The organism is Propionicimonas sp. (assembly GCF_047606205.1).
Taxonomy (GTDB): Bacteria; Actinomycetota; Actinomycetes; order Propionibacteriales; family Propionibacteriaceae; genus Propionicimonas.
In genome coordinates this window covers 1-24,984 of sequence record NZ_JASGES010000110.1, presented here as the reverse complement: position 1 = coordinate 24,984, position 24,984 = coordinate 1, and the positions used below count along the sequence as shown (strand labels likewise).

Genomic DNA, 24,984 nt, shown 5'->3' with positions numbered 1-24,984 from the left:
GACGCCTACGCCGCCCGGGAACACAAGTCCCGTTCCCAGATCATCCGCGAAGCCCTCGACCAGCAGCTCGCCCACTGACCCCGCGTCTCCCCGCCGATTCAGCCACCTCCAGCGGCTCGACCCTGCCAGCGAAGACCTCACCGGAACCCCACCCGAAACCTCGATACACCCGGTGCAGGTCGGCGGACGGGTGAGCGGACTGAAACGCCCGCGTGTGTCCGACCCACCAGCATCCGCTACGGCAGCGCGGCCGACCAGCGTGCGGCTCCCGGCCGGAGGTCGACGCCGAGTTCCCCGCACTCGGCGATATCGGGCCACCGCACCAGGAAGCTGCCGCGTGAGCGCCACCGGAAGAACCGGGCCAGCAGGGCGGGGGCGTTGACGTCGGTGCGCTCGTAGCCGAGAAACGAACCGGCCCTGCGCGGGCAGACCACGATTCCGAACAGCTCCGGGGTTCCGACCTGCTGGCCGGGGGTGCGGTCGGGGACGAACAGCCGGACGTCGGCGAGGTAGCCGAGCGGCGTTCCCCCCTCGCGGACCGGGACACCGATCAGATCACCCAGGAACATGGCGGCCTCCGGGGATCCGGGCGATCAGGTTGTCGCGCAGCCAGTCCTCCAGCCACGACGTGGGTACCAGGGACGCGGGCGCGGCCAGCCGGATCGCGGGGCCGATCTCGCCGACGGTGTCCCAGTCGATCCGCTCGAAGTGGGCCCGCGGCCGGCGGCCGCCGAACAACCGCTCCAGCACCACCCCGCCGTGCAGCATCGCACGGACCGACGGCGCCGGCTGTGCCTGATCGATGACGCCGGGCGGGATGTCGTCCAGCTCGAGGTCGTCGACCACGCCCACCGGGACGCCGTCCACATCCAGCACCTGGCGGTCGAGCAGGCTCAACCGCGCGTCCAGCAGGCGTCCGCCCGCGGGGGCGGCAGCGGCCCGCAGCCCGGTCACCGTCCCACTCCCGTGACGACCATCAGCGGTATGGCCGCCACCGAAGCGACCAGGATCAGGGCGAAGTACGCCTGGCCGACGGCGTTGAGCGCGCGTCCGTTCACATGCTCTCCCATGTAGTCGGGGTCGTTGGCGACCATCAGGATCGGCAGGTAGGTGAGCGGCAGCGCGACGGCGGAGAACACCACCGACACCTCCGTGACCGTGACCGGGTCGACCCCGGTGGAGAGCACGGCCAGCCCGGTCACGAGGCAGACGATCATCGTGGTGTGGAACCGGGCCGCCTGGCTCGGTGCACGGAACTTGCCCCAGGTCCAGCCGAAGAACTGTGCGAGCGTGTACCCGGCGGAGAGGGTGGTCTCCAGCGCCGCGCCGAAGGTGGCCGCGACGATCCCGATGATGATCGCCACCAGCAGCAGGCGTCCTCCGGCCTGGGCGACGGGCAGCACGACCTGGCCGAGGCTGGTCACGTCCAGGCCCAACGGAAGCAGCACGAGCGCAGCGCAACCGGCGATCGCCAGGGAGAGGAAACCGCCGAGCGGGAACCCGACCAGCACGTTCACCCGGGACTGCGCGAGATCGGAGGTCGTCCAGCCCTCCTCGACCGCGCCGGAGGAGAAGAAGAAGACCTCGTACGGGGTGAGCGCAGCACCGAACAGGCCGACCGCGTAGAACCAGTACGTGGCCGGCGACTCCGCGGCCGGCGCCTGCTGCAGCAGCTGCCGGCCCAGGTCGCTCCAGTGGGGCCCGAGCAGGAAGAACGCGACCGCGAAGCCCACCAGCAGCAGGCCGACCAGCCCGGCGACGTTCTCCATCACGTCGAAGCCCACCCGCCAGATCACGATCCAGACCGCCACCGCCGCGACCGGCACCCAGAGCAGGTAGTCCACGCTGCTGGCCAGCTGCAGGGCCAGCGCGATCCCGCCCACCTCGGCAGTGAGTGTGAGCAGGTTGATCAGGAAGGACGCCGACAGGTTCGCCATCGCGAGCCGGGGGCCCAGCCGCTCCCGGATGATCTCGAACGTGGCGCGTCCGCTCACCGCCGCCACCTTCCCGGACATGTGCGCGAAGACGCAGATGCCGGCCACTCCCAGCACGACCACCCAGGCCAGTGACCAGCCGAACCGCGACCCCACCACGGCATTCGTGACGATGTCGCCGATGTCGAGGAACCCGCCGATCGCGGTGAGGATCCCGAGGGCGACGGCGAAGAGGCGCTTCACCGGGACAACTCCCGCTCGGCCCGGTCCAGTTCGGCGACCGCGGCATCGAGAGCATCGAGGTCGGGTGCGGTGAACCGGCCGGCGCCGTGATCGCTCAGTCGGTCGAGGACGGCGAGGGCGTCGGTCAGGGCGATCCGTGCCGTCATCACCCGGGACGGGTTCACGTCCGCCGCGGACGCGAGCTCCGTCCCGGCGCCGGCGACGCTGTCCACCGCATCGTCGAGGACGACCTGGGTGACCTGGCTCGTGGAAAGCCCTTCCCGCAGCAGCCGCCCGGCCAGGGCGGCCCCGACGGTCGCCGACCGGGAGTCACGGACAGCGCGCAACGCCGCGTCCGGGCCGCCGGTGCTGCAGCCGCCGAGCAGCAGTGAGGCCAGCACCACTGCGCAGACCCATGCCGCACGCATCCGTCCCCCGTCCCCGGCGCGTTCCTGGCGCACCGGTCTCCCTGAGCGGTACCCCGCGCGACGGTGACCCATGCCCGATCGGCTCCGGCTGCTCACAGGTCCCTCTCAGATCGGCGGGGCACAATGGGCATCAGGCAATCCGGGGGGAACCATGACCTATCTGATCGATGACACGCAGCTTCTGCTCGCGGTGCGTCCGGACGCTGCGCCGGCCGACGAGGACGCGCTGATGCGCGTGTCCGAGGCCGTCGTGACGCGAGCGTCGCTGCGCGCCAAGGCGCAGGCCTACGACCTGCGGATCACCCGCACGATCGCCATCGCCGCCAACGAGGGCGCGCCGCTCGCCGAGCTCGCGGAAGCCGCGGGGATGAGCCAGGAGGAGGTGCGCGACCGCCTCGCCGCCCACCCGGAGCTGCTCACCCCGCTGACCAGGGAGCGCCTGGTGCCGCCGACCCGCCGTCGGCGGTGGTGACCCGGGCCGCCCGCGCCACGGCCGCGTCCGAGTCCTGATCAGGGTCCGCGATCAGGGACGGCTCAGGGGGGAACACAGCGGGGTCACAAGGTTGTTGCCTACCATGGAAGTCCGACGACGGCGATGCCGTCGCCCGCCAAGGAGGAATGCAGGAGATGCGCAGCACCAACCCGATCCTTTCCCGGCCCGACGCGTGGCAGGTCGAACCGACCCAGCCGCAGGGCGGCCAGAGCCAGCAGTACCAGGGTCAGCAGTACCAGGGCTACCCGCAGACAGCGCAGCCGTACGCGTACGGCGACGCCAACGCCCCGCAGTTCGGGCAGCCCGGCCGGCTCGCCGGACGGATGACCATCGACGACGTCATCACCAAGAGCGCGATCACGCTGGGCGTCCTGATGGCCGTCGCCGGCGTGACCTTCCTGTTCCTGCCGACCGCGCTGATCTTCCCGGTCTGGATCGTGACCGCGATCGTGTCCTTCGGTGCCGCGATGCTCGTCGCCGCACGCCGGAAGGTGAACCCCGGCTTCGTGCTGGTCTACGCCGCGATCGAGGGCGTCTTCATCGGCGCCATCAGCAAGGCCTACGAGTCGCTGTGGAGCGGGATCGTCCCCGCGGCGGTCCTGGGCACGCTGGTCGCGGCCGCCGCGACGCTGGCCGCCTACAAGTTCTTCCGGATCCGGGTCACCGACAAGTTCCGCAAGATGGTGATGATCGGGACCATCGCCTACGCGGGCGTGCTGCTGGTCAACCTGCTGCTGTCGCTGTTCGGGATCGGGAACATCTTCGCCTCCGCGAACATCGGCCTGCTGCTGCTGATCTCCGCGATCGGCGTCGGGCTGGCCGTGTTCAACCTGATCCTCGACTTCGACTTCATCGAGCAGGGCATCGCGATCGGCGCGGCCTCCTCCGAGTCCTGGCGGGCCGCCTTCGGGCTCACCGTGACGATGGTCTGGCTCTACATCGAGATGCTCCGGCTGCTGTCCTACTTCCGGCGCTAGCCGCGGACCACACGAGGGCCTCGACACTGTGCTGTCGGGGCCCTCGTTCGTCGTCCGGAGAACTCAGCCCTGCACCGGCATGGTCCGGGCCAGCGTCCGGAGATGGCGCTCAAGGAGCGTCCGCGCCCCCGACGACCAGGGGACGCGCATCCACTGCCCGATCGGCAGCCAGGCGGCGGCCGCAGTGGTGCCACCCTGATCGTGGACAACCGGATCGGTCGGCTCGGCGCAGGTGGCGGCGTAGATGATCCGGACCGCGTGGAAGTCCTCCACCACCTGGCTGGGCGAGCGGCCGATCCAGTGGTCGGTCTGCACGTCGATGAGCTGCGAGATGTCCGGCGTCTGGCCGGTCTCCTCCGCGACCTCGCGGAGCACCGCCTGGCTCGGGCTCTCGCCCGGGTCGATGCCCCCACCCGGGAGGCCCCACAGGCCGGGGACGGCGGTGCGGTCGGAGAACTGGGTGGCCAGCAGGCCACGACGCGACAGCACGATGCCGTACGCGGCCAGGCGCTGGCGGACCACCGGCTCAGCCTCCACGGACAGGTCGAGACCCGGGTCGACGGCCCGCGTCCGGGGCGGCTGGAGAGTGGCGTCCCGCCCGTGCCTGCTCACCTGGACGGTCAGGCTCAGGTCGGGTGCGCTTCCGGTGGCGGAGAGCGGACGGACGATCCGGAAGCCGAGCTCCCAGGCGATCCGGTGCGGATCGGCGCCGTGCGAGAGCGTCCCGGTGAAGACCGGGGCGCCCCCTGCCACCTCGACGCCGATGATCCGCATCAAGCCATCATGACCCGAGGCAGGTGGGGATCCAAGTCGGCTCTCCGCCCGTCACGCGCCGGTAACTCCGACCGCGGCGACCCGGCCGCGGCCGGGTTCGCGGTTATGCTCTGAGCACCGATTGGCGCGGAGGTGAGCGGTGCAGTACAACGAGAACGCGAAGCTCGATCCGTCACAGGTGGGCTCCGGGGGCGGACGCAGGGGAACGACCATGGCGCTCGGCGGGGGCGGCATCCTGGTCGTGATCGTCGCGCTGCTGTTCGGGCTGAACCCCGGCGACCTGCTCGGCGGCTCCGCCACCGACCCCGGGACGCAGACCGGCACGTCGAACCCCTACGCACAGTGCACGACGGGCGCCGACATCGCCAAGGACAGGGGCTGCCGCTTCGTCGCCTACACCAACTCGATCCAGGCCTACTGGCAGAGCGTCTACTCCGGGTACGAGGTCACCCAGACGAAGATCTTCTCCGGCCAGATCGCGACCGGCTGCGGCACCGCGACGGCGGCCGTCGGCCCGTTCTACTGTCCCGCGGACAAGTTCGTCTACCTCGACGACAGCTTCTTCGACGACATGCTCACCGGCCAGCTCGGCGCCGAGGGAGGCGACGCGGCCGAGGCCTACGTGATCGCGCACGAGTACGGACACCACATCTCCGACCTCACCGGGACGCTGGCGAAGGCGCAGGCCTCCGGCAACAGCACCGGCCCCAAGTCGGCCCAGGTGCGGCTGGAACTCCAGGCCGACTGCTTCGCCGGCGTCTGGCTGGCCAACGCCGCATCCGACCCCGACTCGCCGATCAAGGCGATCACGGCCGACGACGTGAACCGCGCGGTGGACGCCGCCCTCGCCGTCGGCGACGACCGGATCCAGCTGAAGTCGACCGGATCGGTCTCTCCGGAGTCGTGGACCCACGGGTCGGCCGCCATGCGCAAGCAGTGGCTGGCGACCGGGTTCAACTCCGGCGACCCCTCGATGTGCAACACCTTCGCCGCGAACGCCCTGGGTTGATCAAGTACCTCGGCTCCAAGCGCCGGCTGGTCGGCGAACTGGGCCGGCTGTTCACCGCGGCGGGTGCGGTGACGGCGCTGGACCTGTTCACCGGCACCACCCGCGTGGCCCAGGAGTTCTGCCGCCTCGGGGGCCGGCCGACCTGCGTCGACACCGCCGCCTACTCGGAGGTGCTCGCGCAGTGCTATGTGGTGACCGACGCCGCCGAGGTGGACGCGGTGGAGCTCGCCGAAGCGCTGGCCCGGCTCGAGGCGCTGCCTGACCGGCGCGGCTACGTGACCGAGGTGTTCTGCGAGCGGGCGCGGTACTTCCACCCGGACAACGGGGTGCGGATCGACGCGATCCGCGACGGCATCGACGACCTCTACCCGGACCATCCCCTGCGGCCCGTCCTGCTGACCGCCCTGCTCGAGGCCGCCGACCGCGTCGACTCGACCGTCGGGCTCCAGATGGCCTACCTGAAGGAGTGGGCTCCGCGGGCGCTGCGCCCCCTGCGGCTGGCTGCGCCGGTGCTCACCCCGGGGACCGGACAGGTGCTCCGCGGGGACGCGTCCGCCCTGGCGGCGACGCTCGGGCCCGTGGACCTGGCCTACCTCGACCCGCCGTACAACCAGCACCGCTATTTCACGAACTACCACGTCTGGGAGACCCTGGTGCGCTGGGACGCCCCGGCGTACTACGGGGTGGCCTGCAAGCGGGTGGACGCGAGGGAGGCGGAGTCGCGCAGCCTGTTCAACTCCCGCCGCACGATGCCGTCCGCCCTCGCCGCGGTGATCGCGGACGTGCGCGCGACCACGGTGGTGGTCTCGTTCAGCAACGAGGGCTTCGTGCCGCTGCCCGATCTCGTGGACATGTGCGCTGCCCGTGGACGCCCCGTGGAAGTGCTCGCCTTCGACACCAGGCGCTATATCGGCCAGCGGCTCGGGGTGTTCTCACCCGGCGGGCGGAAGGTGGGCGTGCCCGGCCCGGAGCGCAACGTCGAGTACCTGCTGGTCAGCGCTCCGCAGGAGAGCATGGCCCGCCTGGTCAGCCGATGACCTCGTTGCCGTCGACATCGGTGACGAGCACCTTCGTGCCGATGCTGAAGTACATCCGTGGCGCGCCGAGGTTGCGGCGGTCGTCGATCACGACGCTCCAGCCCACGTCGTCGGGCAGGCCCGCGGAGGCGCGGACCCGGTCAACGACCTCGATGATCCGGGCCGGGTCGACCTTCGTGGCGAGGAACACCGGCAGGTCGACCTTCGGCACGGCCACGTTGGTGGTGACCGGGACCTTCGACGTGCGCGTCCGGCGGACCGTCGTTCCCGTGGCGCCCGGGTAGTCGACCGACACACCCTGGCTGGAGTCGACGCTGATCGAGTAGACGGTCAGCCGGGAGCCGAGCGCGTCCTTGATGCCCGCCTCGACGCCGCCGGTGGTGTCGAAGTTGAGGGTCTGCAGGATCGACCCGTCCTCGTTGAAGAAGACCGTGCGTGACTCCGGAACGGTCGAGACCGACATCATCACCTCGCCGCCGGAGTAGTCGACGATGGTGAGCGACTGGTTGGAGGAGGAGCCGGACTGGCCCTCGGCCGCGCGGAAGAGGCCGCCGACGTCGGAGAGGTTGAACCGCGCCACGTCGAACGTGGCCTGGTCGACGTACTGCTGGTCGGTGGTGACCTGACCGATCGTGCCGTCGCGGTAGGCCCAGGCAACGGGCTGTTCCGCTGAGTTCAGGACCGTGACCTCCACTGTGGTCCCGGTCACCTCGACCGTGAGCGCGCGGTGGCTCCCGGCATCCGCCAGCAGCTGCTGGACCATGGCGGCCGCCGCGCCGGGTCGGGTGAAGTCCGCTCCGGTCGGCGTCGGCGAGGCCGTGGGGGAGGGTGACGTGGTGCCGCAGCCAGCGAGCAGGAGCCCGCACAGCCAGCCCGTCAGGAGCAGGGGGCGTGGGCGGATCGTCACCCGTCGAGGGTAGCGCGGGGCGCCGGTCAGGCAGACTGGGCTGCGTGTACGACCTCACCCTCGCCTCGGCGGAGCTCGCGCCGCTGCTGGTCGGGGCGCTCGTCGGTGACGGCGGCGTCACCGTCCAGCTGACCGAGGTGGAGGCCTACGCGGGCGCCGACGACCCGGCCGCCCATGCCTACCCCGGGCCGAGGCCGCGGACGCGGGACCTGTTCGGGCCGCCGGGGACGCTGTACTGCTACCTGTCCCACGGCCTGCACATCTGCGGCAACGTGGTCTGCGGCACTGAGGGGGAGGGCTCGGCCGTGCTACTCCGGGCGGGACGGGTGGTCGAAGGACTGGAGCTGGCGCGTGCGCGGCGTCCGGGAGTGGCGGACGTGGCGCTGGCCCGCGGCCCGGGCAACCTGGGCCGCGCGCTGGGGTGGACGCTGGACGACTCGGGGCGCAGGTTCGGCACGGGCGGTCTGGACCTGCGTCCCGGCCCGCCGCCGGGGACGGTGGTGTCCGGCCCGCGGGTCGGCGTCAGCGTGGCCCACGGCCGTCCGTGGCGCTACTGGGCGCTGGGCGACCCCACCGTCTCCGCCTACCGCCGCAGCCCCCGGATCGTCCCGGGTCGCCACGACTGGTGACCCGGGGTCGTTCCGGACACGCGGTCGTCAGGACGCGCGGTCGTCAGGACACGGGGTCGTCAGCGTCGTCGGCGGCGGCCTGGTCGTCGGCGAGCTGGTCGATACCGATCCTCTCCTCGTCCCACTGGCCGGTGCGGTGGGCGGTGCGGGAGACGAGGTGGCCCGAGACCGGGGCGGTCATCACCTGCATGATCACGGCCACGGTGAGGAGCGTGATCACCTTGGGGTCGCGCAGGGTGAGGGAGACGCCGGCCAGCACCAGCAGCAGGCCGAAGACCGCCGGCTTGGTCGCCGCGTGCATCCGGGTGAGCGGGCCGGGGAAACGGACGAGTCCGAGCGCCGCTGCGAGGGCGAAGACCGCTCCGCCGACCAGACAGAGCGCGCCCAGGACGTCCATCACCTGCTCAATCGTCACCGTCGTCGTCCTCCTCCTCCCGCATCGCCTGGCGGCGGTCGAACAGCCGTCGCACGCCGTCCGAGGACGCGACCAGCCGGGCCACGCCGACCGCCCCGGTGAAGCCGATCAGCGAGAGCCCCAGCAGGATCGGGAGCCCGGTCGCGTTGCGGGCGAGGACCGAGTACACGGCGACGACCGCGATCACGATCGCGACCATCACGTCGGAGCTGATGATCCGGTCCAGCGACGTGGGTCCCACCACCATCCGCCACAGCGTGAGGACGGCCGCCGCCGCCAGCAGTGCGACCGCCACGCCGAGGATCACCGTGATCATGACACCGCCCGGATGTCCGCCGCGCTGCCGAACGCGCGCACCAGCCGGCGTTCGATCGCCAGCGCGTGCTCGCGCTCGTGCGCGATCGCGTGGTCGTCGCCCAGGTCGAACACGTGCAGGTAGAGCAGTCGGGGGTGCCGGCTGGTCTCGACCACGAGAGTCCCGGGGACGATCGAGATCAACTGCGCCACCATCACCTGGTACAGGTCGTTGTTGCTGCGCAGTTCCACCCGGATGATCCCCGGGTGCAGGTCGATCCGCCGCCGGAACGACACCGCGGCGAGGTGGACGGCGGCGACGGCCAGGTCGCGCAGCTGGAGGAGCACGAGCACCAGCAGCCGCCACGGGTGGACGCGTCCGTAGTAGCGGATCGGCGGCAGCCAGAACACCACGGTGACCAGCCAGCCGAGGACCAGCCCGTAGAGGATGTTCAGCAGGGACGGATCGCCCCACAGCATCACCCAGACCAGCGCGAGCAGCAGCACGGCCCGCCATTGGAACCGGAACCGCAGCCGACGGGTCGGGGTGATCATCGGGAGCCTCCGCCCAGCACGGCAGCGATGTAGCTGCGGTCGAACAATGCGCTCGCCGATCGTTCGACGTAGGCGTACATCGGCCCGGCCGCGAGGGTGAACGCCAGGGCGAGTGCGACCAGGCCCATGGTCGAGCCCACCATCAGCCGCGGCAGCGGACGGCCGAGCCCGGGGGAGTCGAAGCTCGCCACCTGGGCGAGGACGGACGGCGGTGCGACGCCCCAGAACGCGCGGTTCCAGATCTTCGCCATCGCGTAGAGCGTGAGCAGGGAGGTGAGCACCCCGGAGGTGACCAGCGCCCAGGCCATCGGACTGCCGTCCGCGACGCCGGCCTGCAGCAGTGCCAGTTTGGCGACGAAGCCGGACAGCGGCGGGATGCCGGCGAGGTTCATCGCGGGGATGATGAACAGCGCCCCCAGCAGCGGGGACACCTTCGCCAGGCCGCCCAGCCGGTCGAGCGAGTTCGAGCCGCCCAGCCGCTGGATCAGGCCCGCGACGAGGAACAGCGTCGCCTGGATCGTGATGTGGTGGGCGGCGTAGAAGATCGCACCGGCCAGCGCGGGGGCGGTGGCGAGGGAGATGCCGAACACCATGTAGCCGATGTGGCTGACCAGCGTGAACGAGAGCATGCGCTTGATCTCGACCTGCGCGACCGCGCCGAGGATGCCCAGCAGCATCGTGGCCACCCCGGCCACCCCGAGCAGGCCGCTGAGCGGCTCGGTGGGGAAGAGCAGTGTCTGGGTCCGGATGATCGCGTACACGCCGACCTTGGTGAGCAGGCCGGCGAACACCGCGGTCACCGGGGCGGGGGCGGTCGGGTAGGAGTGCGGCAGCCAGGCCGACAGCGGGAAGATCGCCGCCTTGATCGCGAAGACCGTCAGCAGCAGCACCTGCAGGACGCCGCGGACCTCGGCGGGCAGCTCGCCCAGCCGGATGGCCAGCTGGGCCAGGTTGACCGTGCCGGTCGCGGCGTAGGTGCTGGCCAGGGCGACCAGGAACAGGGAGGACGAGACCAGGTTCACGACCACGTAGACGCTGCCGGCGCGGATCCGCTCTCTGGTGCCGCCCATCGTGAGCAGCACGTAGGACGCGAACAGCAGCAGCTCGAAGCTGACGAACAGGTTGAACAGGTCGCCGGCGAGGAAGGCGTTGGACACCCCGGCGACCAGCAGCAGGAAGGTCGGGTGGAAGATCGAGACGGGGGTCTCCCTGCGCAGTTCGTCGGTGTCCTGGCCGGTGGAGTAGACCAGCACCGCCAGCGACACCAGCGCTGCCACCAGGAGCATCAGCGCGGACAGCCGGTCGGCGACCAGCACGATGCCCAGCGGCTGCGGCCAGTCGCCCACCCACAGCACCAGGGTGGCCGCGTCGGTGAGCCAGACCAGCAGCCCCGCGACGATGCTGACCACGGCGACGGCCGTGATCGACACGATGCGCTGGAAAGTGGGGTGGCGGCCGGCCAGGAAGGTGGCGCCGGCGCCGGTCAGGCAGACCAGGACGGGGACCGCGAGCAGGTTGTTCATTCGCTCACCACGTCCTCGCCGGTGTCGGAGAACTCGAGGTCCTCGAAGCTCTCCGACGCCTGGTCGGCCCGGGCCAGCGCCGCGATCCGGGAGTCCTCGATGTCGTCGGCCACCTCGTCGTCCCCGTTGATCTGGAAGCTCCGGTAGGCCATCGTCATCACGAACGCCGCGACGCTGAGCGTGATCACGATGGCGGTCAGCACCATCGCCTGCGGCAGCGGGTCGCTCATCGCCTCCGCGGCGGTCAGCCCGATGATCGGCGGCCCTCCCGCCGTGCCGGAGGCGACCAGGAACAGCACGTTGACCCCGTTGCTGGCGAGCACGACGCCGATCAGGATGCGCGACAGCGACCGCTCGGTGATCAGGTACACCCCGCAGGCGATGACCAGCCCTGCCACGACCGCGAGGGTCAGGTTGGCGCTCACCGGTCCCACCTCCGCCCCGGGATGGCGCGGGTCGACTCGGGCTCGGGCGCGGGAGTGAGCTCCTCGCGGGCCTGCGCGTCGATGCCGCTGCCGAGGCTGCGGCCCAGGTCGAGCATCATGCCCAGGACCACGAGGTACACCCCGATGTCGAACGCGGTGGAGGAGACGAGGTGGATGTCCCCCAGCAACGTCCACGTGCCCCACGGCGTGGCGAGGGCGTCCCAGCCGGGCACGTGCAGGTGCACCTCGTAGCTCTGGAAGATCACCCCGCCGAATGCCAGCGGCGAGATCGCGGTGAGCACCGACAGCACGAGGCCGGAGCCGATCAGGACACCGGCGGGGACCGGCATCGCCTCGTCGAGCTCCTGGCCGCCACCGGCCAGATAACGCACCAGCAGCGCCGTCCCGGCCACGAGCCCCCCGGCGAAACCGCCGCCGGGCAGATTGTGTCCGGCCACCAGCAGGTACACCGACACGACGATCATCACCGGGAAGAGCAGCCGGGTGACCACCTCGAAGATCAGCGAGCGCTGGTCCGGCGGCAGTGAGCGGCTGGCCCGCAGCCAGCCCCGGTTCGGGTCGAGCCCCGAGCGCCGGACGCGGGAGTGCCGGCCGCGCAGGAAGATCAGGCTGGCCACACCGGTGGCCGCGATGCCGAGCACCGAGATCTCGCCGATGGTGTCCCACGCCCTGGTGTCGACGAGCACCACGTTGACGATGTTGTTGCCGTAGCCGAAGGACTTGGCGACCTCCGGATAGTCCGCCGACACCGGAATGGCCGTCCGCGAACCGATCATCAGCAGCGCGACCAGGGTGAACGCGAGGCCGGTGCCGACAGAGATCACCACCCGCCACCAGCGGCCGGAGGTCAGTGGCCGCTCGGTGAAGAACTTCGGCAGCTTGCGCAGGACGAGCAGGAAGACCAGCAGCGAGACGGTCTCGACCAGCACCTGGGTGAGGGCCAGGTCGGGTGCACCGTGGAGCAGGAACAGCAGGGCCGTGCCGTAGCCGGTGACGCCGAGCAGGACGACGGCGCGGAGGCGTCCGCGCGAGGTCGCGACGAGGAACGCCGAGACGATCACGATGCCGCCGACCAGCACCTGGCCGGCGTTGTCGGCGAGGTGGACGGCCGGCCAGGCGTGGACCTGCGACAGCGTGTACGCCAGCGCGGCGGTCAGGACGACGAGGATCGTGCCCACGTAGTGGGCGAGCGAGCCGCGCTGGGTGCGGTCGGTGACCTCGACGGCCAACTGGTCGATGCCGCGCATCGTGGCCCGGTAGAAGTCCACCGCGCCGGGGACGGCGGGGAAGGTCTGCTGCACGCTCGTGATCCAGTCGCGCCGCCAGAACAGGACGAGGCCTGCGGCGATGGCGAGCGCCGAGGCGGCCAGCGGGGCCCCGAAGGCGGGGATGAGCGTGAGGCCGTGGCTGTGCTCGCCGAGCGGGAGCGTCTCCGCGTAGTGCTCGAGGACCGTGGTGAGCGGGCCACCGAGGAAGCCGCCGGCCAGGCAGGCGGTGCCGAGCAGGACCGGGGCGGCCAGGAATCCCCGCTTCGGCGGGTGCACGAGCGTGGATTCCGCGAGCCCGTCCTTGCTGCCGAACGCGCCCCACCAGAACCTCAGCGAGTAGGCGACGGTGATCGCGGAGCCGGCGATCACGACCGCAACCAGCGCCCACGCCGGCACCGGGGCGATCCCGGTCCCGTCCCCGGTCAGCGCGAGGTTGGTCACCCCCTCCAGCCCCGCCTCCTTGGCGATGAAGCCGAGGGTGGGCGGCAGTCCGGCCATCGAGGCCGCGGCGAAGGCCGCCACCGTCGCGGTCACCGGGAGCCGCCGGAACAGCCCGCTCAGCTCGCTGAGCCGCCGGGTGCCCGCGGAGTGGTCGATCACGCCGACGACGAGGAACAGCGTGGACTTGAACAGCGCGTGGGCGACGACCATGGCCAGACCACCCAGGGCCGCAGCACGGGTGCCGGTACCCAGCAGCAGCACCAGCAGGCCGAGCTGGCTGACCGTCCCGTAGGCGAGCAGGAGCTTCAGGTCGTCCTGCCGCAGGGCGCGCCAGCCGCCCAGGAACAGCGTCAGCGCCCCCAGCACCCAGACCGCCGGCCGCCATCCCGGCGATGCGGCCAGCACCGGCGCGAGCACCGCGACGAGGTAGACCCCGGCCTTCACCATTGCCGCGGCGTGCAGGTAGGCGGAGATGGGGGTCGGGGCAGCCATGGCGCCGGGCAGCCAGAAGTGGAAGGGGACCAGCGCCGACTTGCTCAGCGCGCCGGCGAGGACCAGGAGCGCGGCGACGGTCACGACCGGGCCGGAGGGGGGTGCGGCAAGGATGGCCGCCAGGCTGTAGCTGCCCGCCGCGTGGCCGAGGGCGAGGAAGCCGACGAGCATGGCCAGCCCGCCGGTCGTCGTGACGATCAGGGCCGTGAGCGCGGCGGAGCGGTTCGCCCTGCGAGTCGGGTCGTGGCCGATCAGCAGGTAGGAGAGCACCGTGGTGGCTTCCCAGAACACGTACACCACGACCAGGTCGTCGGCGGTGACGAGCCCGATCATCGCGGCGCAGAAGGCGGTCAGCAGCCCGATCACCCTGGCCTGGGGCGGGTCGGCCTCGAAGTACCAGCGGCAGTAGAGGAGGACCAGGGTCCCGATCCCGGTCACGATCAGGGCGAGCACCCACTGGACGAGCCCGATCCGGAAGTCCAGGGTCACGCCGAGAGCGGGGATCCAGTCGATCGCCTCCGACACCGGTGTGCCCGCCAGGACCGGTGCGGCGAGACCGGTGAGCCAGCCGAAGGTCGCGGCCGGCGCCAGGGCCACCAGCCAGAAGGCGCGCTGGCCGAGCAGGCGGGCGAGCCATGGCGCGACGACCGCCAGGCCCAGATGGGCGGCGATCAGGGCCATGAGCACGGGCAACCTCCGTTCAGGGGGTTGCCCAACCCTACCGGGCCAGGGTTACGCGCGCGTGACCGGGCAGGGGGCAAAGGAGAAGGCCGGACCACGTATGAGGTGGTCCGGCCTTCAGTGTCGTCGCGGGACGGAACGCTCCCGAGACCCGCTCGGCGCGCCCGCCCGCCCTCCGTCCCGAGGGCTCCCGTGGATTGCTCCGCAGGAAGATGGACTGCGTTTGCCGTTCGGCCGCTGACCCGGTTTCCGCTCCCTCTCGGGTTCGGCTCCGCGATCGGCGTAGGACAGTTCTACGCCCGCCACGGGGGCGGCGCAAGCGGTTCGGGAGAACTCCTGGCGACGATTTCGCCGGCGCTGTCACAGGTGTAACGGACGTCACGGGAGACCCTCCCGTTCGCTGCCCGGGCATCGCGCGACGGCGCCGGGAGAAGAGTGAAAGCCGGACCATCTCATACCTGGTCCGGCCTGGCTCCATGTCTATCCTGCGCCGTGTCCGGGCCCCGGGAGCGACACGCGCGGGAGGCCGGAAATCTGTGTGGGCGATGAGCCCGCCATGGGTGTGCGGACCCCCTTCCGTGGCTCCGGATCCCGAGTAGGGTGTCGGTACCGGCCCAACGGAGGGCCCGGGTCGAACCACTGAGTGGAACGAGGTATCGGATGACCGAACAGCAGGGCGACACGCTCGTGAACCCCTTGGACACCACCGTGACAGTGAGCCGGTCGGTGTCCCAACCCGTCAAGGAAATCTGGAAGTTGCTGGCGACCCGTGAGGGCGCCGAGGCCCTGCTCGGGACCGGCGGCGAACTCGGCGACAAGGGCGACAGCTGGCGTGCGGCCGACGGCACGTTCGGCGTCGTCCGTTCCTTCCATCCCCTGGAACAGATCCGGTTCAGCTGGCACGCGGCCGAGGAGGCGCCCAAGACCCTGGTCGAGGTCGACCTGTCCGCCGCCGACGACGGTCAGACCCGGGTCGAGATCCGGCACGAGCACATCCCGAGCTACTTCGACGCCGCCGCCCTCACCCGCAAGTGGGAGAGCGCGCTGGAGAAGCTGGCCGCCGCCGCGAGCTGAGCCCACTCGGCCGCGAACTGAGCCCATTCGTCGGGCCCGTCCACAAGGAAGCGGGCGGACCCGGCTGGCGGTCCGGACGGACGCGCCGTCGGGCGTCAGGCGCTGACCGGGTAGCGGGAGGCCGACCGCGCCCTCGCCTTCGCGGCCTCCTCCTCACGGTTCTTCGGCGGTGCCGAGGTGGTGAGATGGTCGAGCAGATGCTGGGTGGCGTGGGCGATCGCGTGCACCGCCTCGTCGAACGCCGCCTGGTTGGCGTGTGAGGGACGCGTCGTCCCCGCGATCTTGCGGACGTACTGGAGCGCGGCGGCGTTCACCTCTTCGCTGGTGGCGGCGGGCTCGAAGTTGTGGAGGGTGTGGATGTTGCGGCACATGCCTTCCGAGGCTAGGCGGTGGCGGGCACGGCTCCAAGGTGGCGAATGTGCTCCCTACTCCCCCGGGGGCGGGTTGGTCGAGGACCGGTGGATGATCGTGCACGGCTCCCAGGTGCGGGACGGCAGGTGGCCGACGGTCCCGTCGAGCAGATGCTGCGCGGCGATCCGTCCCATCTCGTAGAAGGGAATCCGGACGGTGGTCAGGGCGGGCGAGAGGTCTGCGGCCAGGGGTTCGTCGTCGTAGCCGACCACCGACACGTCGTCGGGGATCCGCAGGCCGAGCCGGGCGAGCGCGATGTAGGCGCCGGTGGCCATCTGGTCGTTGCCGAAGAGCAGGGCGGTGGGGCGCGTGCGCTCGCGCATCACCCGCAGCGTCATCTCGTAGCCGCTGTCGATGCGGTAGTTGCCCAGGTGGACGGGGCAGCGCAGCGGGTCGATACCGGCAGCTTCGAGTCCTTCCCGGTAACCCCGGATCCGCATCCTGGTCGCCCACGCGGCGTCGCGGCCGGCGAGGAAGGCGATCCGGCGGTGGCCCATCGCCAGCACGTGCTCGACGGCGGCGCGACCACCCGCGATCTCGTCGGGCAGGATGCAGGGCAGCCGTCCCTCCGCCGTGAACGCGTTGACCAGCAAGGTGGGCGTGGCGGCGGGAACGTGCGGGAAGTCGACCTGGCGCGTCCCCATCGCGGCGAACAGGAGCCCGTCGACCCTCCGGTCGAGCAGGTCCTCGACGGCCGCGCGGAGACGGCTGGGGTTCCGGGTCGTGTTGACCATCAGGAGCAGTGAGCGCTGCTCCCACGCGAGGTCGTGGATGCCGGCGATCATCGGCCCGGAGAACGGCTCGATCGCGATCTCGTCGGTGAGGAAGCCGATCGTGCTGGTCGTGCCCAGGCGGAGGCCCTGCGCGGTGCGGTCGGGCCGGTAGTCGAGGTCCTGGACGGCGGCGAGGACCCGTTCCCTGGTGGCCTCGCTGATCTTGGTGTCGCGGCCGTTGAGCACGAGCGAGACCGTGGTCGCGGACACGCCCGCTGCGCGGCCGACGTCGGCCATCGTCGGCCGGTTACCCGCCTCGTCGTCCATGACTCCCACCGCTCGCCGGACCCGGTGCCAGTAAACCCACCGTCCGGCGGCCGGTCAATCGGTTTACCGAGCGGTGGCCCGGTTCAGCCGCAGGCGACGCCGGTGGCGTGGACGGGGCAGTAGCCGTTCGGGTTCTTGTCCAGGTACTGCTGGTGGTAGCGCTCGGCGTAGTAGAAGGGCCCGGCCTGCGCGACCTCGGTGGTGATCGGGCCGAAGCCGGACGCGGTCAGCCGCGGCTGGTACTCCGCGATCACCCGCCGCGCGGTGGCGTCCTGCTCGGGCCCGGTCACGTAGAGGGCGGATCGGTACTGGGTGCCGTGGTCGTTGCCCTGGCGCATGCCCTGGGTCGGGTCGTGGTTCTCCAGGAAGACCTTCAGCAGCGCCTCGTAGCTGGTCCTGGTCGGGTCGAACACCACCTTGACGGTCTCGGCCTGGCCGGTGTGCCCCGAGCACACCTCCTCGTAGGTGGGGTTCGGCGTGTAGCCGCCCTGGTAGCCGACCGCCGTCGTGATCACGCCCGGCTGGTTCCAGAACAGCTTCTCCGCGCCCCAGAAACAGCCGAGCGCGAAGTAGGCGACCTCAGCACCGGCGGGAACCTCGTCGATCCGGGTGCCCAGCACCTCGTGGAAGGTGGTGCCAGGGGTCAGGATCGGGCGGTCGCGCCCGGGCAGGGCGGCGTCCGGAGCGACCATGCGGGACTTCGTGAAGCTGAACACGTCCGCCTCAACGTCCAGAAGAGGTGAGGCATTCCGTGGGACGGGCATCAGGGACGCGGTTCGAGGCGCCAGTCGACCGGCGTCCCGCCCTGGGCGGCCAGCGCGTCGTTGGCCCTGCTGAACGGGCGGGAGCCGAAGAAGCCCGAATGTGCGGACATCGGGGAGGGGTGGGCGGACGCGATCTGCGGGACGCCGGCCAGCCGCGGGGCCAGCGACTGCGCATCGCGTCCCCACAGGATCGCCACGAGCGGGGCGCCGCGGGCGGCGAGCGCACCGATCGCGCACTCGGTGACCTCCTCCCAGCCCTTGCCGCGATGGGAGCCGGGGGAGCCGGGACGCACGGTCAGCACCCGGTTGAGCAGCAGCACGCCCTGCTCGAACCAGGGCGTCAGATCGCCGGAGGACGCGGGCGGGATGCCGAGGTCGGCGTCGAGTTCGGCATAGATGTTCGCCAGGCTCCGGGGGAGCGGTCGCACGTCCGGCGCGACCGAGAACGACAGCCCGACCGGGTGGCCGCGGGTGGGGTACGGATCCTGGCCCACGACCAGCACCTTGACGTCCGCGAGCGGCCGGGAGAAGGCGCGCAGCACGTTCGGCCCCGCCGGCAGGTAGTCGCGTCCTGCGGCGAGTTCGGCGCGCAGGAAGTCGCCCAGCGCCGTGATCCGTTCGGCGACCGGCGCCAGCGCGTCCGCCCAGTCGGGCGCGATCAGTTCGGGCAGCGGCTTCCTCACGGCCGCCACCCTACTGCCGGGTGGCAGCGTCGGGCTGTTCCGCTGTTCCTGCTCCCGAAAGGCGGGTTTGCTCCCCGAATTCCGGGAGCGGGCCCGCTTTTCGGGAGCGAACCGGACAGGTGGGACGGGTGGGACGTGCGCCGGGGGGAGGGGTACGGGCCGGATCGGGGGTATCCCGGGGTTGGCGCCGCCGTCGGCTGGTTACAGTTCCCCCATGCTCACTCCCAGACCGCGTCGCCAGGGCAATCCGGGTTCCCGTGTTCCGCAGGGGGTGGTCACCGCGTCCGACTGGGCCTGGCGGGTCCTGGTGATCGCCGGCTTCGTCGCCCTCGCCTGGTGGCTGCTCACCTACTTCTCCGCGGTGTCGGTCCCGCTCGCCGTCGCCATGCTGCTGACCGCGCTGCTGACCCCGCTCAACCGCGTGCTGCGCCGCTGGAGGTGGCCGCACCCCCTGGCCGCCGTCGGCTGCCTGCTGGCGACGGCCCTGGTCGTGGTCGGGGTGTTCGCCGCGATCGGGACGCAGATCGCGAGGGAGTGGCCCCAACTGTGGGACAAGGCCCTCGCGGGGTTCAGCACCTTCCTGAACTGGCTGGCCAGCGGCCCGCTGCAGATCGACCAGACCCAGCTGAGCGACTACCTCAGCCAGTTCACCGAGTGGGTGAACAGCTCCCGCGCCGACCTCGCCGCGGCCGCGGCGTCCGCCGGGGTCGGGGTGGGGCACTTCCTCGCGGGGCTCGCGATCGCCCTGATCGCGACCTTCTTCTTCCTGGCGTCGGGGCGCGAGATCTGGGCCGCCCTCACCCGGATCGTGCCTGCCCACTACGTGATCCCCACCCGCAGGGCGGCCGACCGCGGCTGGGCGTCCCTGGTCGCCTACATGCGTGCCCAGGTGCTGGTCGCCCTGGTGGACGCGATCGGCATCCTCATCGGTGCACTGGCCCTGCAGCTGCCGATGGCGTGGGCGCTGTTCGCGCTGACCTTCGTCACCGCGTTCATCCCGGTCGTCGGCGCGGTGCTGGCCGGCACGGTCGCGTGCGCGCTCGCGCTGGTCACCTACGGGCCGGTCAGCGCGCTGATCATGCTGGCCATCACCGTTTTCGTGATGGAGATGGAGGGCCACTTCCTGCAACCGGTCCTGCTGGGACGCGCGGTGTCGCTGCACCCGCTGGCCGTCCTGATCGGACTGGCCATCGGGGCCACGATCGCCGGCATCGTCGGGGCGCTGCTGGTCATCCCGGTGCTCGCCTTCAGCGTCGCCTTCCTTCGCGGGCTCGACCCCGACCGCTTCGACGCACCGCAGGCGGAGCTGTCAAAGTAGAAAGGCAACCTTTCCTTTCTGGAAAGTCCAACTATCATCGAGGGTATGAGCACTCCAGAGTTGGGCCCGATCCTCGAGGACCTCGCCGCCGGGCGGATCGATGCCTCCGAGGCGGCACGCCGGATCGACGCGATCAAGGCGGCGACGCCCGATCCGGCGCCGGCTGAGCCGACCAACGAGGAACTGGGCGAGGACCCGTCGCGCCAGCAGTACTCGCCGTACGCCCGCGAGGTGTTCGGCCAGCCCGCCGAGGACGCTGCGCCCGCGTCCGGGCGCCGGCGTCCGACCGGCAGCAAGGGGGTCGACCGGATCACCGTCCGTGCCGTCGGGCGCAGGGTGCGCATCGTCGGCGACGCGGCGGTCGCCACCGTCTCGGCCGAGGGCCCCCACGTGCTGCGTCGCAACGGCTCGGTGCTCGAGGTCACCAGCGACGGGGAGCTGGGCCCGAGCCTGGACGGGTTCAGCATCCTGCGTCCGCCGCGCAGCCTCGACGACATCAGGGCGATGGGCCTCGGCAAGGAGCTGTACCTGCGGGTCAACCCGGCGATCATCGTGGACGTCGAGGTGACCGCCGGCCACCTGACCAGTTCCGGCCTTCCCTATCTCGGCAAGGTTCGGGTCACCGCGGGCGGTGCGGAGCTGACCGGCGTGGCCGAGGTCAACGACGCGCTCGTCCAGGCCGGCTCGGCCACGGTGAAGGGCACCATCACGACCGGTCGCTCGCGGGTGCGGGTCGAGTCCGGCCAGCTGACCGTCGAACTGACCGAGGAGTCGAACGTGACCGTGCACGGGGAGTCCCAACTCGGCCGGGTCAGCTGGAGCGGCGCGCACAGCGGACAGGTGGACGAGGTCGTGCTCGGCAACGGCTCGGCCCGGCTGGACGTCGGCGTCGTGATGGGGTGGGCGAACATCGTCGCCGGGAGCCCGGTATGAGCTACCGGGCGCCGTCGGAGTGCCCCGTCTGCGGGGGTGAGCTCGTCACCACGCGGCTCGGCTGTCACAACTGCGGCTCGGAGCTGGCCGGAGAGTTCGGGCACTGCGACTTCTGCGCGCTGGACGACAACCAGACCGAACTGCTGCGGGTCTTCCTCGCCTCGCGGGGCAACCTCCGTGAGGTGGAGAAGCACCTCGGAGTCTCCTACCCGACCGCCCGGGCCCGGTTCACGGCGCTGCTGGTCAAGCTCGGCCTCGCCGGAGACGTCGAGCCGGCACCGGCCATGACCCGCGACCAGGTGCTCAGCGAGGTGGCGTCCGGTGCCCTCTCGCCGGGCGAGGCGGCCGACTTCCTCGCGGGCCTCGACTAGCGCGCAGGACGATGCCCTTCCGGCGCGTCAGGGTGGACGGAGGGCGCCTCGAGGCAGGCGGGTAGGAGGGCCGGCGCGACCGCGGGTGGACGACCCGCGGACGTCGGCCGCACCGTCAGAAGACCTGCCGGAGGTTGGCCTTGGTCAGGTCCAGGAGTTCGTCGCCGCGCCCGGACAGCAGGGTGCGCATCGCGTACAGCGCGAACCCCTTCGCCTGGTCGAGCTTGATGCTCGGCGGCAGCGTCAGCTCTTGGCGCTCGGTGACCACGTCCACCAGAGCGGGGCCGTCGTGCGCGAACGCCGCGGCGAGGGTGGGCCGCAACTCCTCGGAGTTCTCCACCCGGAAGCCCTTCACCCCGGTGGCCTCCGCGATCGCGGCCAGATCGGGGTTGTGCAGGTCGGTGGCGAAGGTGACGAAGCCGGCCGCCTTCATCTCCAGCTCGACGAAGTTCAGCGAGGAGTTGTTGAACACCACCAGCTTCACCGGCAGGTGGTTCTGGGTGAGCGTGAGCAGCTCGCCCAGCAGCATCTCCACCCCACCGTCGCCGGACAGCGCGACCACCTGGCGTCCGGGCAGCGCCGCCGCGGCGCCCACCGCCTGGGGCAGAGCGTTGGCCATCGAGCCGTGGATGAAGGAGCCGAGCAGCCGCCGGCGTCCGTTCATCCTCAGGTAGCGCGCCGCCCAGATCACCGGCGAGCCGACGTCGGGAATGAACACGGCGTCCTCGGCGGCCAGCTCGTCGACCACCCGCGCCACGTACTGCGGGTGCAACGGCTCGCCGGCCGGGCGCGGCGTCGCCAGCTCGTCCAGCTTCGTCCGGGTGGTCGCGTAGTGGGCGAGGGACTCCTCCAGGTGGCGCCGGTCCCTGCGGTGCTTGAGCAGGGGCAGCAGGGCGTTCGCCGTCGCCCCCGCGTCCCCGACCAGGCCGAGGTCGAGCGGCACCCGCCGGCCGAGGTGCTCTCCGCGCAGGTCGACCTGGATGATCGTCGCCCCGTCCGGAAGGAACGGACGGTAGGGGAAGTCGGTGCCCAGCATCAGCAGGGTGTCGCAGCGTTCCAGCGCGCGATAGCCGGACGCGAACCCGAGCAACCCGGTCATGCCGACGTCGTAGGGATTGTCCGGCTCCACCCACTGCTTGCTGCGCAGCGTGTGGACGATCGGGGCGGCGAGCCGGTCGGCCAGCGCCATCAGCGGCTCGTGCGCGTCCTCGCACCCTGCGCCCGCCAGGATGGTGACGCGACGGCCCTCGTCAAGGAGTTCGGCAGCGCGGGCGAGTTCGGCGTCCGAGGGACGCACCACGGGGCTGGTCCCGCTGACGGCGCTCACGGTGGTGTCCACGGCATCGGCGAGGGCCACGTCCCCGGGGATCACGACGACCGCGACGCCCCTGCGCTCGATCGCTGCCTGCATCGCGGTGCGGAGGATCCGCGGCATCTGCACGGGGGAGGCGGCGTACTCCACGTAGACCGAGCACTCCCGGAACAGCTCCTGGGGGTGGGTCTCCTGGAAGTAGCCGCTGCCGATCTCGGAGGTCGGGATGTGCGCGGCGATCGCCAGCACGGGGACGCGGGTGCGTTGCGCGTCGAACAGGCCGTTGATCAGGTGCAGGTTGCCCGGACCGCAGCTGCCCACGCAGACCGCGAGCTTCCCGGTCAGGGCTGCCTCCGCGGACGCGGCGAACGCCGCCGCCTCCTCGTGCCGGACGTGGAACCAGCCGATTCCCGACTCGCGCAGGGCGTCGGTGAGCCCGTTCAGCGAATCTCCCGGGATGCCGTACATCCGGGTCACGCCGGACGCGGCCAGGGTGTCGACGATGTTCTGTGCGACGGTGGTCATGCGGGTTCCTCCCGGCTCGGCGACGGCTGTCCCTCAGCTATACCCCCGTCCGGCGTCCGAGTCGTCGGGATCTCAGCCGGGCCCGGGCGGCCGAGATCCTGAGGGCTCGGTGGAGGCGCGAGGGGGAAGTCAGGCGTGGAAGGGCTGGACCTCGACGATCGTGACCTCGATCGGCTTGCCGGTCGGTGCGGTGTAGGTGACGGTCTCGCCGACCCTGCGACCGAGGATCGCCGCACCCAGCGGCGACTGCGGGCTGAACACCTCGATGTCGACGGAGTCGTCCACGCCGACGAGCTCGCGAGAGCCCAGCAGGAACGTGTCGGTGTCGTCGGGATCGTCGTCGTAGTAGATCGTGACCGATGCCCCGGGCACGACCTGGTCCGAGTCCGCGGACGGCGCCTCGCCCACCTGCGCGTTCTCCAGCATGGCGGCGAGCTGGCGGATCCGGGCCTCCTGCTGTCCCTGTTCCTCGCGGGCGGCGTGGTAGCCGCCGTTCTCGCTGAGGTCGCCCTCCTCGCGGGCCTGCGCGATCTTGGCTGAAACCGTCGTGCGTCCCTCGGTCTTGAGGTACTGCAGTTCCGCGGTCAGCCTGTCGAAGGCCTCCTGGGTCAGCCACGTGGTCGAGTCAGTCATGCCTTGCAGGCTATCCGATGGGTCCCTCAGCCGGTCCACTGACACGAGCCGATCACGGCCGTGGTCGCCCGCTTGAACGTCTTCAGGTCGATCTCGACCTGGGTGAGGGTCGAGCCGCCCGGCGGGACGCTGACGGTCAGCTCGCCCACCGTGTCGTAGGTGACGGCCTGCGCGGACAGCTCGCACTCCGCGCCCCGCGCCGGGTCGGGACGATCCACCGTCACCGTGACCCGGATCAGGGTGTCGGACTGCACCGAGAACGCGTCCACGCGTGCGGTGGGGACCTGGGTCGCCCAGTGCCCCCCGGCGACCACGAGCCAGATCAGGCCGAGCACGGACAGCCCGACCGCCGCGGGAATCCACCAGCGCCGGCGGGGTGCCGGGTACCGGCGGGCGAGGCGGGCGGCGGCTTCGGTGTCGGTCACGACGTCCATTCTCCCTGTCCGGGTTGGGCAGGTGGCCGCGAGTTCCGCAGAATGTGTGCATGAGCCTGCGGCTGCTGCACGTCCATGCGCACCCCGACGACGAGTCGAGCAAGGGTGCCGCGACCACCGCCTACTACGTCGCGCAGGGTGTCGACGTCGTCGTCGCGACCTGCACCGGCGGCGAGCGAGGCTCGATCCTCAACCCCAAGATGGACACCCCGGAGAACTGGAGGAACCTTCCGGCGCTGCGCAAGGCCGAGATGGAGAAGGCGGCGAGCATCCTCGGGATCCGGCAGGTCTGGCTGGGATTCGTCGACTCGGGCATGCCGGAGGAGGGCGAGGAACTCCCTCCGGACGCGTTCGCGCGGCTCGATCCCGCGGTCGCGGCCGGCCCGCTGGTGAAGGTGATCCGCGAACTGCGTCCGCAGGTGCTGACGACCTATGACGAGAGCGGCGGCTACCCGCACCCCGACCACATCCAGTGCCACCGGGTCTCGATGGCGGCCCTCGATGCGGCCGCCGACCCGGATGCGTGGCCCGAGCACGGCGAACCGTGGCAGGTGCCGAAGGTCTACTACGACATGACGCTGCACCGCGGCCGGTACGCAGCGTTCGACGCCGCCATGCACGAAGCCGGCCTGGGCCGGCCGTACGCGGAGTGGCTCGCGCAGTGGTCGGAGGACACCGACCGGCTCTCCCGGCTGACCACCTTCGTGCCCTGCGCGGACTACTTCGAGGTCCGCAACGCGGCGCTGCTCGCCCACGCCACCCAGATCGATCCCGACGGACGCTGGTTCGCGGTGCCGCTGGAGATCCAGAAGGCCGGCTGGCCGACCGAGGACTACCAGCTGGTGCGCTCGAGTGTCCCGGTGAAGCTGCCCGAGGACGATCTGTTCGCCGGGGTCCGCGACCAGCCGGACGACTACTCCATCTAGGGGGCTGCTGAACAATGCTGTTCCGAGCGAGGACG

At 71.3% G+C, this 24,984-nt stretch carries 30 protein-coding genes; 11 read left to right on the top strand and 19 right to left on the bottom strand.

The genetic code is table 11. From position 1 onward, the window contains the following. Positions 1–78, top strand: a 78-nt coding sequence (locus QM633_RS07270; protein WP_415153074.1) for a ribbon-helix-helix protein, CopG family, incomplete at its 5' end; no start/stop codon positions are given. Positions 79–236: 158 nt separating this feature from the next. Here QM633_RS07270 and QM633_RS07265 read toward each other — a convergent pair. The 4 genes from QM633_RS07265 to QM633_RS07250 are packed head-to-tail and all read right to left on the bottom strand — an operon-like array spanning position 237 to position 2,617. Next, the gene (locus tag QM633_RS07265) at positions 237–569 is read right to left on the bottom strand and encodes a hypothetical protein (protein WP_415153071.1); all 333 of its coding nucleotides are present in this window, start codon (positions 567–569) and stop codon (positions 237–239) included. Next, complete coding sequence (locus QM633_RS07260; RefSeq protein ID WP_415153070.1) at positions 556–954, bottom strand: hypothetical protein; 399 nt, start codon at positions 952–954, stop codon at positions 556–558. Before QM633_RS07260 ends, QM633_RS07265 begins: the two co-directional genes overlap by 14 nt. Beyond that, positions 951–2,177, bottom strand: a complete 1,227-nt coding sequence (locus QM633_RS07255) for an NRAMP family divalent metal transporter (protein WP_415153069.1) — start codon at positions 2,175–2,177, stop codon at positions 951–953. Before QM633_RS07255 ends, QM633_RS07260 begins: the two co-directional genes overlap by 4 nt. Continuing rightward, positions 2,174–2,617 carry a hypothetical protein gene (locus QM633_RS07250; protein WP_415153068.1) on the bottom strand — a complete coding sequence of 148 codons (444 nt, stop codon included), beginning with the start codon at positions 2,615–2,617 and terminating at the stop codon, positions 2,174–2,176. Before QM633_RS07250 ends, QM633_RS07255 begins: the two co-directional genes overlap by 4 nt. Before the next feature lie 118 nt (positions 2,618–2,735). Here QM633_RS07250 and QM633_RS07245 point away from each other — a divergent pair, with 118 nt between their 5' ends. Further along, positions 2,736–3,056, top strand: a complete 321-nt coding sequence (locus QM633_RS07245) for a hypothetical protein (RefSeq protein WP_415153067.1) — start codon at positions 2,736–2,738, stop codon at positions 3,054–3,056. A gap of 155 nt (positions 3,057–3,211) precedes the next feature. Continuing rightward, the gene (locus QM633_RS07240; RefSeq protein WP_415153066.1) at positions 3,212–4,054 is read left to right on the top strand and encodes a Bax inhibitor-1/YccA family membrane protein; all 843 of its coding nucleotides are present in this window, start codon (positions 3,212–3,214) and stop codon (positions 4,052–4,054) included. A 63-nt stretch (positions 4,055–4,117) separates the two neighbouring features. Here the strand turns inward: QM633_RS07240 and QM633_RS07235 are convergent, their stop codons facing one another. Beyond that, a complete protein-coding gene (locus tag QM633_RS07235) occupies positions 4,118–4,828 on the bottom strand; it encodes an NUDIX hydrolase (RefSeq protein WP_415153065.1) in 711 nt (236 codons plus the stop codon). A 139-nt stretch (positions 4,829–4,967) separates the two neighbouring features. Here QM633_RS07235 and QM633_RS07230 point away from each other — a divergent pair, with 139 nt between their 5' ends. Beyond that, positions 4,968–5,837, top strand: a complete 870-nt coding sequence (locus QM633_RS07230) for a neutral zinc metallopeptidase (protein ID WP_415153064.1) — start codon at positions 4,968–4,970, stop codon at positions 5,835–5,837. Next, a complete protein-coding gene (locus QM633_RS07225) occupies positions 5,834–6,874 on the top strand; it encodes a DNA adenine methylase (RefSeq protein ID WP_415153063.1) in 1,041 nt (346 codons plus the stop codon). The genes QM633_RS07230 and QM633_RS07225 overlap by 4 nt, the downstream gene beginning before the upstream one ends. On the opposite strand, the gene QM633_RS07220 is transcribed toward QM633_RS07225, so the two are convergent. Next, a complete protein-coding gene (locus tag QM633_RS07220) occupies positions 6,864–7,781 on the bottom strand; it encodes a hypothetical protein (RefSeq protein ID WP_415153062.1) in 918 nt (305 codons plus the stop codon). The genes QM633_RS07225 and QM633_RS07220 overlap by 11 nt on opposite strands. Before the next feature lie 44 nt (positions 7,782–7,825). Here QM633_RS07220 and QM633_RS07215 point away from each other — a divergent pair, with 44 nt between their 5' ends. Beyond that, positions 7,826–8,410 (top strand): DNA-3-methyladenine glycosylase, encoded by a 585-nt coding sequence (locus QM633_RS07215; RefSeq protein ID WP_415153061.1) that lies wholly within the window; start codon positions 7,826–7,828, stop codon positions 8,408–8,410. Positions 8,411–8,453: 43 nt separating this feature from the next. On the opposite strand, the gene mnhG is transcribed toward QM633_RS07215, so the two are convergent. The 6 genes from mnhG to QM633_RS07185 are packed head-to-tail and all read right to left on the bottom strand — an operon-like array spanning position 8,454 to position 14,525. Beyond that, the gene (mnhG, locus tag QM633_RS07210) at positions 8,454–8,825 is read right to left on the bottom strand and encodes a monovalent cation/H(+) antiporter subunit G (RefSeq protein ID WP_415153060.1); all 372 of its coding nucleotides are present in this window, start codon (positions 8,823–8,825) and stop codon (positions 8,454–8,456) included. Further along, positions 8,815–9,141, bottom strand: a complete 327-nt coding sequence (locus tag QM633_RS07205) for a monovalent cation/H+ antiporter complex subunit F (RefSeq protein ID WP_415153059.1) — start codon at positions 9,139–9,141, stop codon at positions 8,815–8,817. The genes mnhG and QM633_RS07205 overlap by 11 nt, the downstream gene beginning before the upstream one ends. Continuing rightward, positions 9,138–9,674, bottom strand: coding sequence for a Na+/H+ antiporter subunit E (locus tag QM633_RS07200; RefSeq protein WP_415153058.1), 537 nt, complete (start codon positions 9,672–9,674; stop codon positions 9,138–9,140). The genes QM633_RS07205 and QM633_RS07200 overlap by 4 nt, the downstream gene beginning before the upstream one ends. After that, the gene (locus tag QM633_RS07195) at positions 9,671–11,197 is read right to left on the bottom strand and encodes a Na+/H+ antiporter subunit D (RefSeq protein WP_415153057.1); all 1,527 of its coding nucleotides are present in this window, start codon (positions 11,195–11,197) and stop codon (positions 9,671–9,673) included. The genes QM633_RS07200 and QM633_RS07195 overlap by 4 nt, the downstream gene beginning before the upstream one ends. Next, positions 11,194–11,622 carry a Na(+)/H(+) antiporter subunit C gene (locus QM633_RS07190; protein ID WP_415153056.1) on the bottom strand — a complete coding sequence of 143 codons (429 nt, stop codon included), beginning with the start codon at positions 11,620–11,622 and terminating at the stop codon, positions 11,194–11,196. Before QM633_RS07190 ends, QM633_RS07195 begins: the two co-directional genes overlap by 4 nt. Next, complete coding sequence (locus QM633_RS07185; protein ID WP_415153073.1) at positions 11,619–14,525, bottom strand: Na+/H+ antiporter subunit A; 2,907 nt, start codon at positions 14,523–14,525, stop codon at positions 11,619–11,621. Before QM633_RS07185 ends, QM633_RS07190 begins: the two co-directional genes overlap by 4 nt. Positions 14,526–15,185: 660 nt before the next feature. On the opposite strand from QM633_RS07185, the gene QM633_RS07180 reads away from it, so the two are divergent. Next, a complete protein-coding gene (locus QM633_RS07180) occupies positions 15,186–15,599 on the top strand; it encodes an SRPBCC family protein (RefSeq protein WP_415153055.1) in 414 nt (137 codons plus the stop codon). A gap of 95 nt (positions 15,600–15,694) precedes the next feature. Here QM633_RS07180 and QM633_RS07175 read toward each other — a convergent pair whose 3' ends face one another. The 4 genes from QM633_RS07175 to QM633_RS07160 all read right to left on the bottom strand — a co-directional run bounded on the left by QM633_RS07175 (position 15,695) and on the right by QM633_RS07160 (position 18,497). After that, positions 15,695–15,970, bottom strand: coding sequence for a DUF2277 domain-containing protein (locus QM633_RS07175; RefSeq protein ID WP_415153054.1), 276 nt, complete (start codon positions 15,968–15,970; stop codon positions 15,695–15,697). A 54-nt stretch (positions 15,971–16,024) separates the two neighbouring features. Beyond that, a complete protein-coding gene (locus QM633_RS07170; RefSeq protein ID WP_415153053.1) occupies positions 16,025–17,050 on the bottom strand; it encodes a LacI family DNA-binding transcriptional regulator in 1,026 nt (341 codons plus the stop codon). 83 nt (positions 17,051–17,133) lie between these two features. After that, positions 17,134–17,742 (bottom strand): peptide-methionine (S)-S-oxide reductase MsrA, encoded by a 609-nt coding sequence (gene msrA / locus QM633_RS07165; RefSeq protein WP_415153072.1) that lies wholly within the window; start codon positions 17,740–17,742, stop codon positions 17,134–17,136. 71 nt (positions 17,743–17,813) lie between these two features. Further along, complete coding sequence (locus tag QM633_RS07160) at positions 17,814–18,497, bottom strand: uracil-DNA glycosylase (RefSeq protein WP_415153052.1); 684 nt, start codon at positions 18,495–18,497, stop codon at positions 17,814–17,816. Between the two features lie 214 nt (positions 18,498–18,711). Here QM633_RS07160 and QM633_RS07155 point away from each other — a divergent pair, with 214 nt between their 5' ends. Genes QM633_RS07155 through QM633_RS07145 form a run of 3 tightly spaced genes read left to right on the top strand, consistent with a single transcriptional unit; the run spans position 18,712 to position 21,119 of the window. Then, positions 18,712–19,815 (top strand): AI-2E family transporter, encoded by a 1,104-nt coding sequence (locus QM633_RS07155; protein WP_415153051.1) that lies wholly within the window; start codon positions 18,712–18,714, stop codon positions 19,813–19,815. 45 nt (positions 19,816–19,860) lie between these two features. Then, positions 19,861–20,748: a hypothetical protein gene (locus QM633_RS07150; protein WP_415153050.1), complete on the top strand. Its 888-nt coding sequence runs from the start codon at positions 19,861–19,863 to the stop codon at positions 20,746–20,748. Beyond that, positions 20,745–21,119, top strand: coding sequence for a DUF2089 domain-containing protein (locus QM633_RS07145; protein ID WP_415153049.1), 375 nt, complete (start codon positions 20,745–20,747; stop codon positions 21,117–21,119). The genes QM633_RS07150 and QM633_RS07145 overlap by 4 nt, the downstream gene beginning before the upstream one ends. 115 nt (positions 21,120–21,234) lie before the next feature. Here the strand turns inward: QM633_RS07145 and poxB are convergent, their stop codons facing one another. The 3 genes from poxB to QM633_RS07130 form a co-directional block, all read right to left on the bottom strand. Next, positions 21,235–22,956 carry a ubiquinone-dependent pyruvate dehydrogenase gene (poxB, locus tag QM633_RS07140; protein WP_415153048.1) on the bottom strand — a complete coding sequence of 574 codons (1,722 nt, stop codon included), beginning with the start codon at positions 22,954–22,956 and terminating at the stop codon, positions 21,235–21,237. Between the two features lie 129 nt (positions 22,957–23,085). Beyond that, positions 23,086–23,589 (bottom strand): transcription elongation factor GreA, encoded by a 504-nt coding sequence (gene greA, locus QM633_RS07135; RefSeq protein WP_415153047.1) that lies wholly within the window; start codon positions 23,587–23,589, stop codon positions 23,086–23,088. A gap of 26 nt (positions 23,590–23,615) precedes the next feature. Beyond that, positions 23,616–24,014: a DUF4307 domain-containing protein gene (locus QM633_RS07130; protein ID WP_415153046.1), complete on the bottom strand. Its 399-nt coding sequence runs from the start codon at positions 24,012–24,014 to the stop codon at positions 23,616–23,618. A gap of 59 nt (positions 24,015–24,073) precedes the next feature. Here QM633_RS07130 and mca point away from each other — a divergent pair, with 59 nt between their 5' ends. Next, positions 24,074–24,949, top strand: a complete 876-nt coding sequence (gene mca, locus QM633_RS07125; protein ID WP_415153045.1) for a mycothiol conjugate amidase Mca — start codon at positions 24,074–24,076, stop codon at positions 24,947–24,949. The last annotated feature ends 35 nt before the right edge of the window (positions 24,950–24,984 follow it).

What these genes read in the sequence shown, in the direction of transcription:
- QM633_RS07265 (WP_415153071.1), bottom strand. Translation starts at nt 569, where the DNA reads ATGTTCCTGGGTGATCTGATCGGTGTCCCGGTCCGCGAGGGGGGAACG.
- QM633_RS07245 (WP_415153067.1), top strand. Translation starts at nt 2,736, where the DNA reads ATGACCTATCTGATCGATGACACGCAGCTTCTGCTCGCGGTGCGTCCG.
- QM633_RS07240 (WP_415153066.1), top strand. Translation starts at nt 3,212, where the DNA reads ATGCGCAGCACCAACCCGATCCTTTCCCGGCCCGACGCGTGGCAGGTC.
- QM633_RS07235 (WP_415153065.1), bottom strand. Translation starts at nt 4,828, where the DNA reads ATGCGGATCATCGGCGTCGAGGTGGCAGGGGGCGCCCCGGTCTTCACC.
- QM633_RS07205 (WP_415153059.1), bottom strand. Translation starts at nt 9,141, where the DNA reads ATGATCACGGTGATCCTCGGCGTGGCGGTCGCACTGCTGGCGGCGGCG.
- QM633_RS07200 (WP_415153058.1), bottom strand. Translation starts at nt 9,674, where the DNA reads ATGATCACCCCGACCCGTCGGCTGCGGTTCCGGTTCCAATGGCGGGCC.
- QM633_RS07195 (WP_415153057.1), bottom strand. Translation starts at nt 11,197, where the DNA reads ATGAACAACCTGCTCGCGGTCCCCGTCCTGGTCTGCCTGACCGGCGCC.
- QM633_RS07185 (WP_415153073.1), bottom strand. Translation starts at nt 14,525, where the DNA reads ATGGCCCTGATCGCCGCCCATCTGGGCCTGGCGGTCGTCGCGCCATGG.
- QM633_RS07180 (WP_415153055.1), top strand. Translation starts at nt 15,186, where the DNA reads ATGACCGAACAGCAGGGCGACACGCTCGTGAACCCCTTGGACACCACC.
- QM633_RS07175 (WP_415153054.1), bottom strand. Translation starts at nt 15,970, where the DNA reads ATGTGCCGCAACATCCACACCCTCCACAACTTCGAGCCCGCCGCCACC.
- QM633_RS07170 (WP_415153053.1), bottom strand. Translation starts at nt 17,050, where the DNA reads ATGGACGACGAGGCGGGTAACCGGCCGACGATGGCCGACGTCGGCCGC.
- msrA (WP_415153072.1), bottom strand. Translation starts at nt 17,742, where the DNA reads ATGGTCGCTCCGGACGCCGCCCTGCCCGGGCGCGACCGCCCGATCCTG.
- QM633_RS07155 (WP_415153051.1), top strand. Translation starts at nt 18,712, where the DNA reads ATGCTCACTCCCAGACCGCGTCGCCAGGGCAATCCGGGTTCCCGTGTT.
- QM633_RS07150 (WP_415153050.1), top strand. Translation starts at nt 19,861, where the DNA reads ATGAGCACTCCAGAGTTGGGCCCGATCCTCGAGGACCTCGCCGCCGGG.
- QM633_RS07145 (WP_415153049.1), top strand. Translation starts at nt 20,745, where the DNA reads ATGAGCTACCGGGCGCCGTCGGAGTGCCCCGTCTGCGGGGGTGAGCTC.
- poxB (WP_415153048.1), bottom strand. Translation starts at nt 22,956, where the DNA reads ATGACCACCGTCGCACAGAACATCGTCGACACCCTGGCCGCGTCCGGC.
- greA (WP_415153047.1), bottom strand. Translation starts at nt 23,589, where the DNA reads ATGACTGACTCGACCACGTGGCTGACCCAGGAGGCCTTCGACAGGCTG.
- mca (WP_415153045.1), top strand. Translation starts at nt 24,074, where the DNA reads ATGAGCCTGCGGCTGCTGCACGTCCATGCGCACCCCGACGACGAGTCG.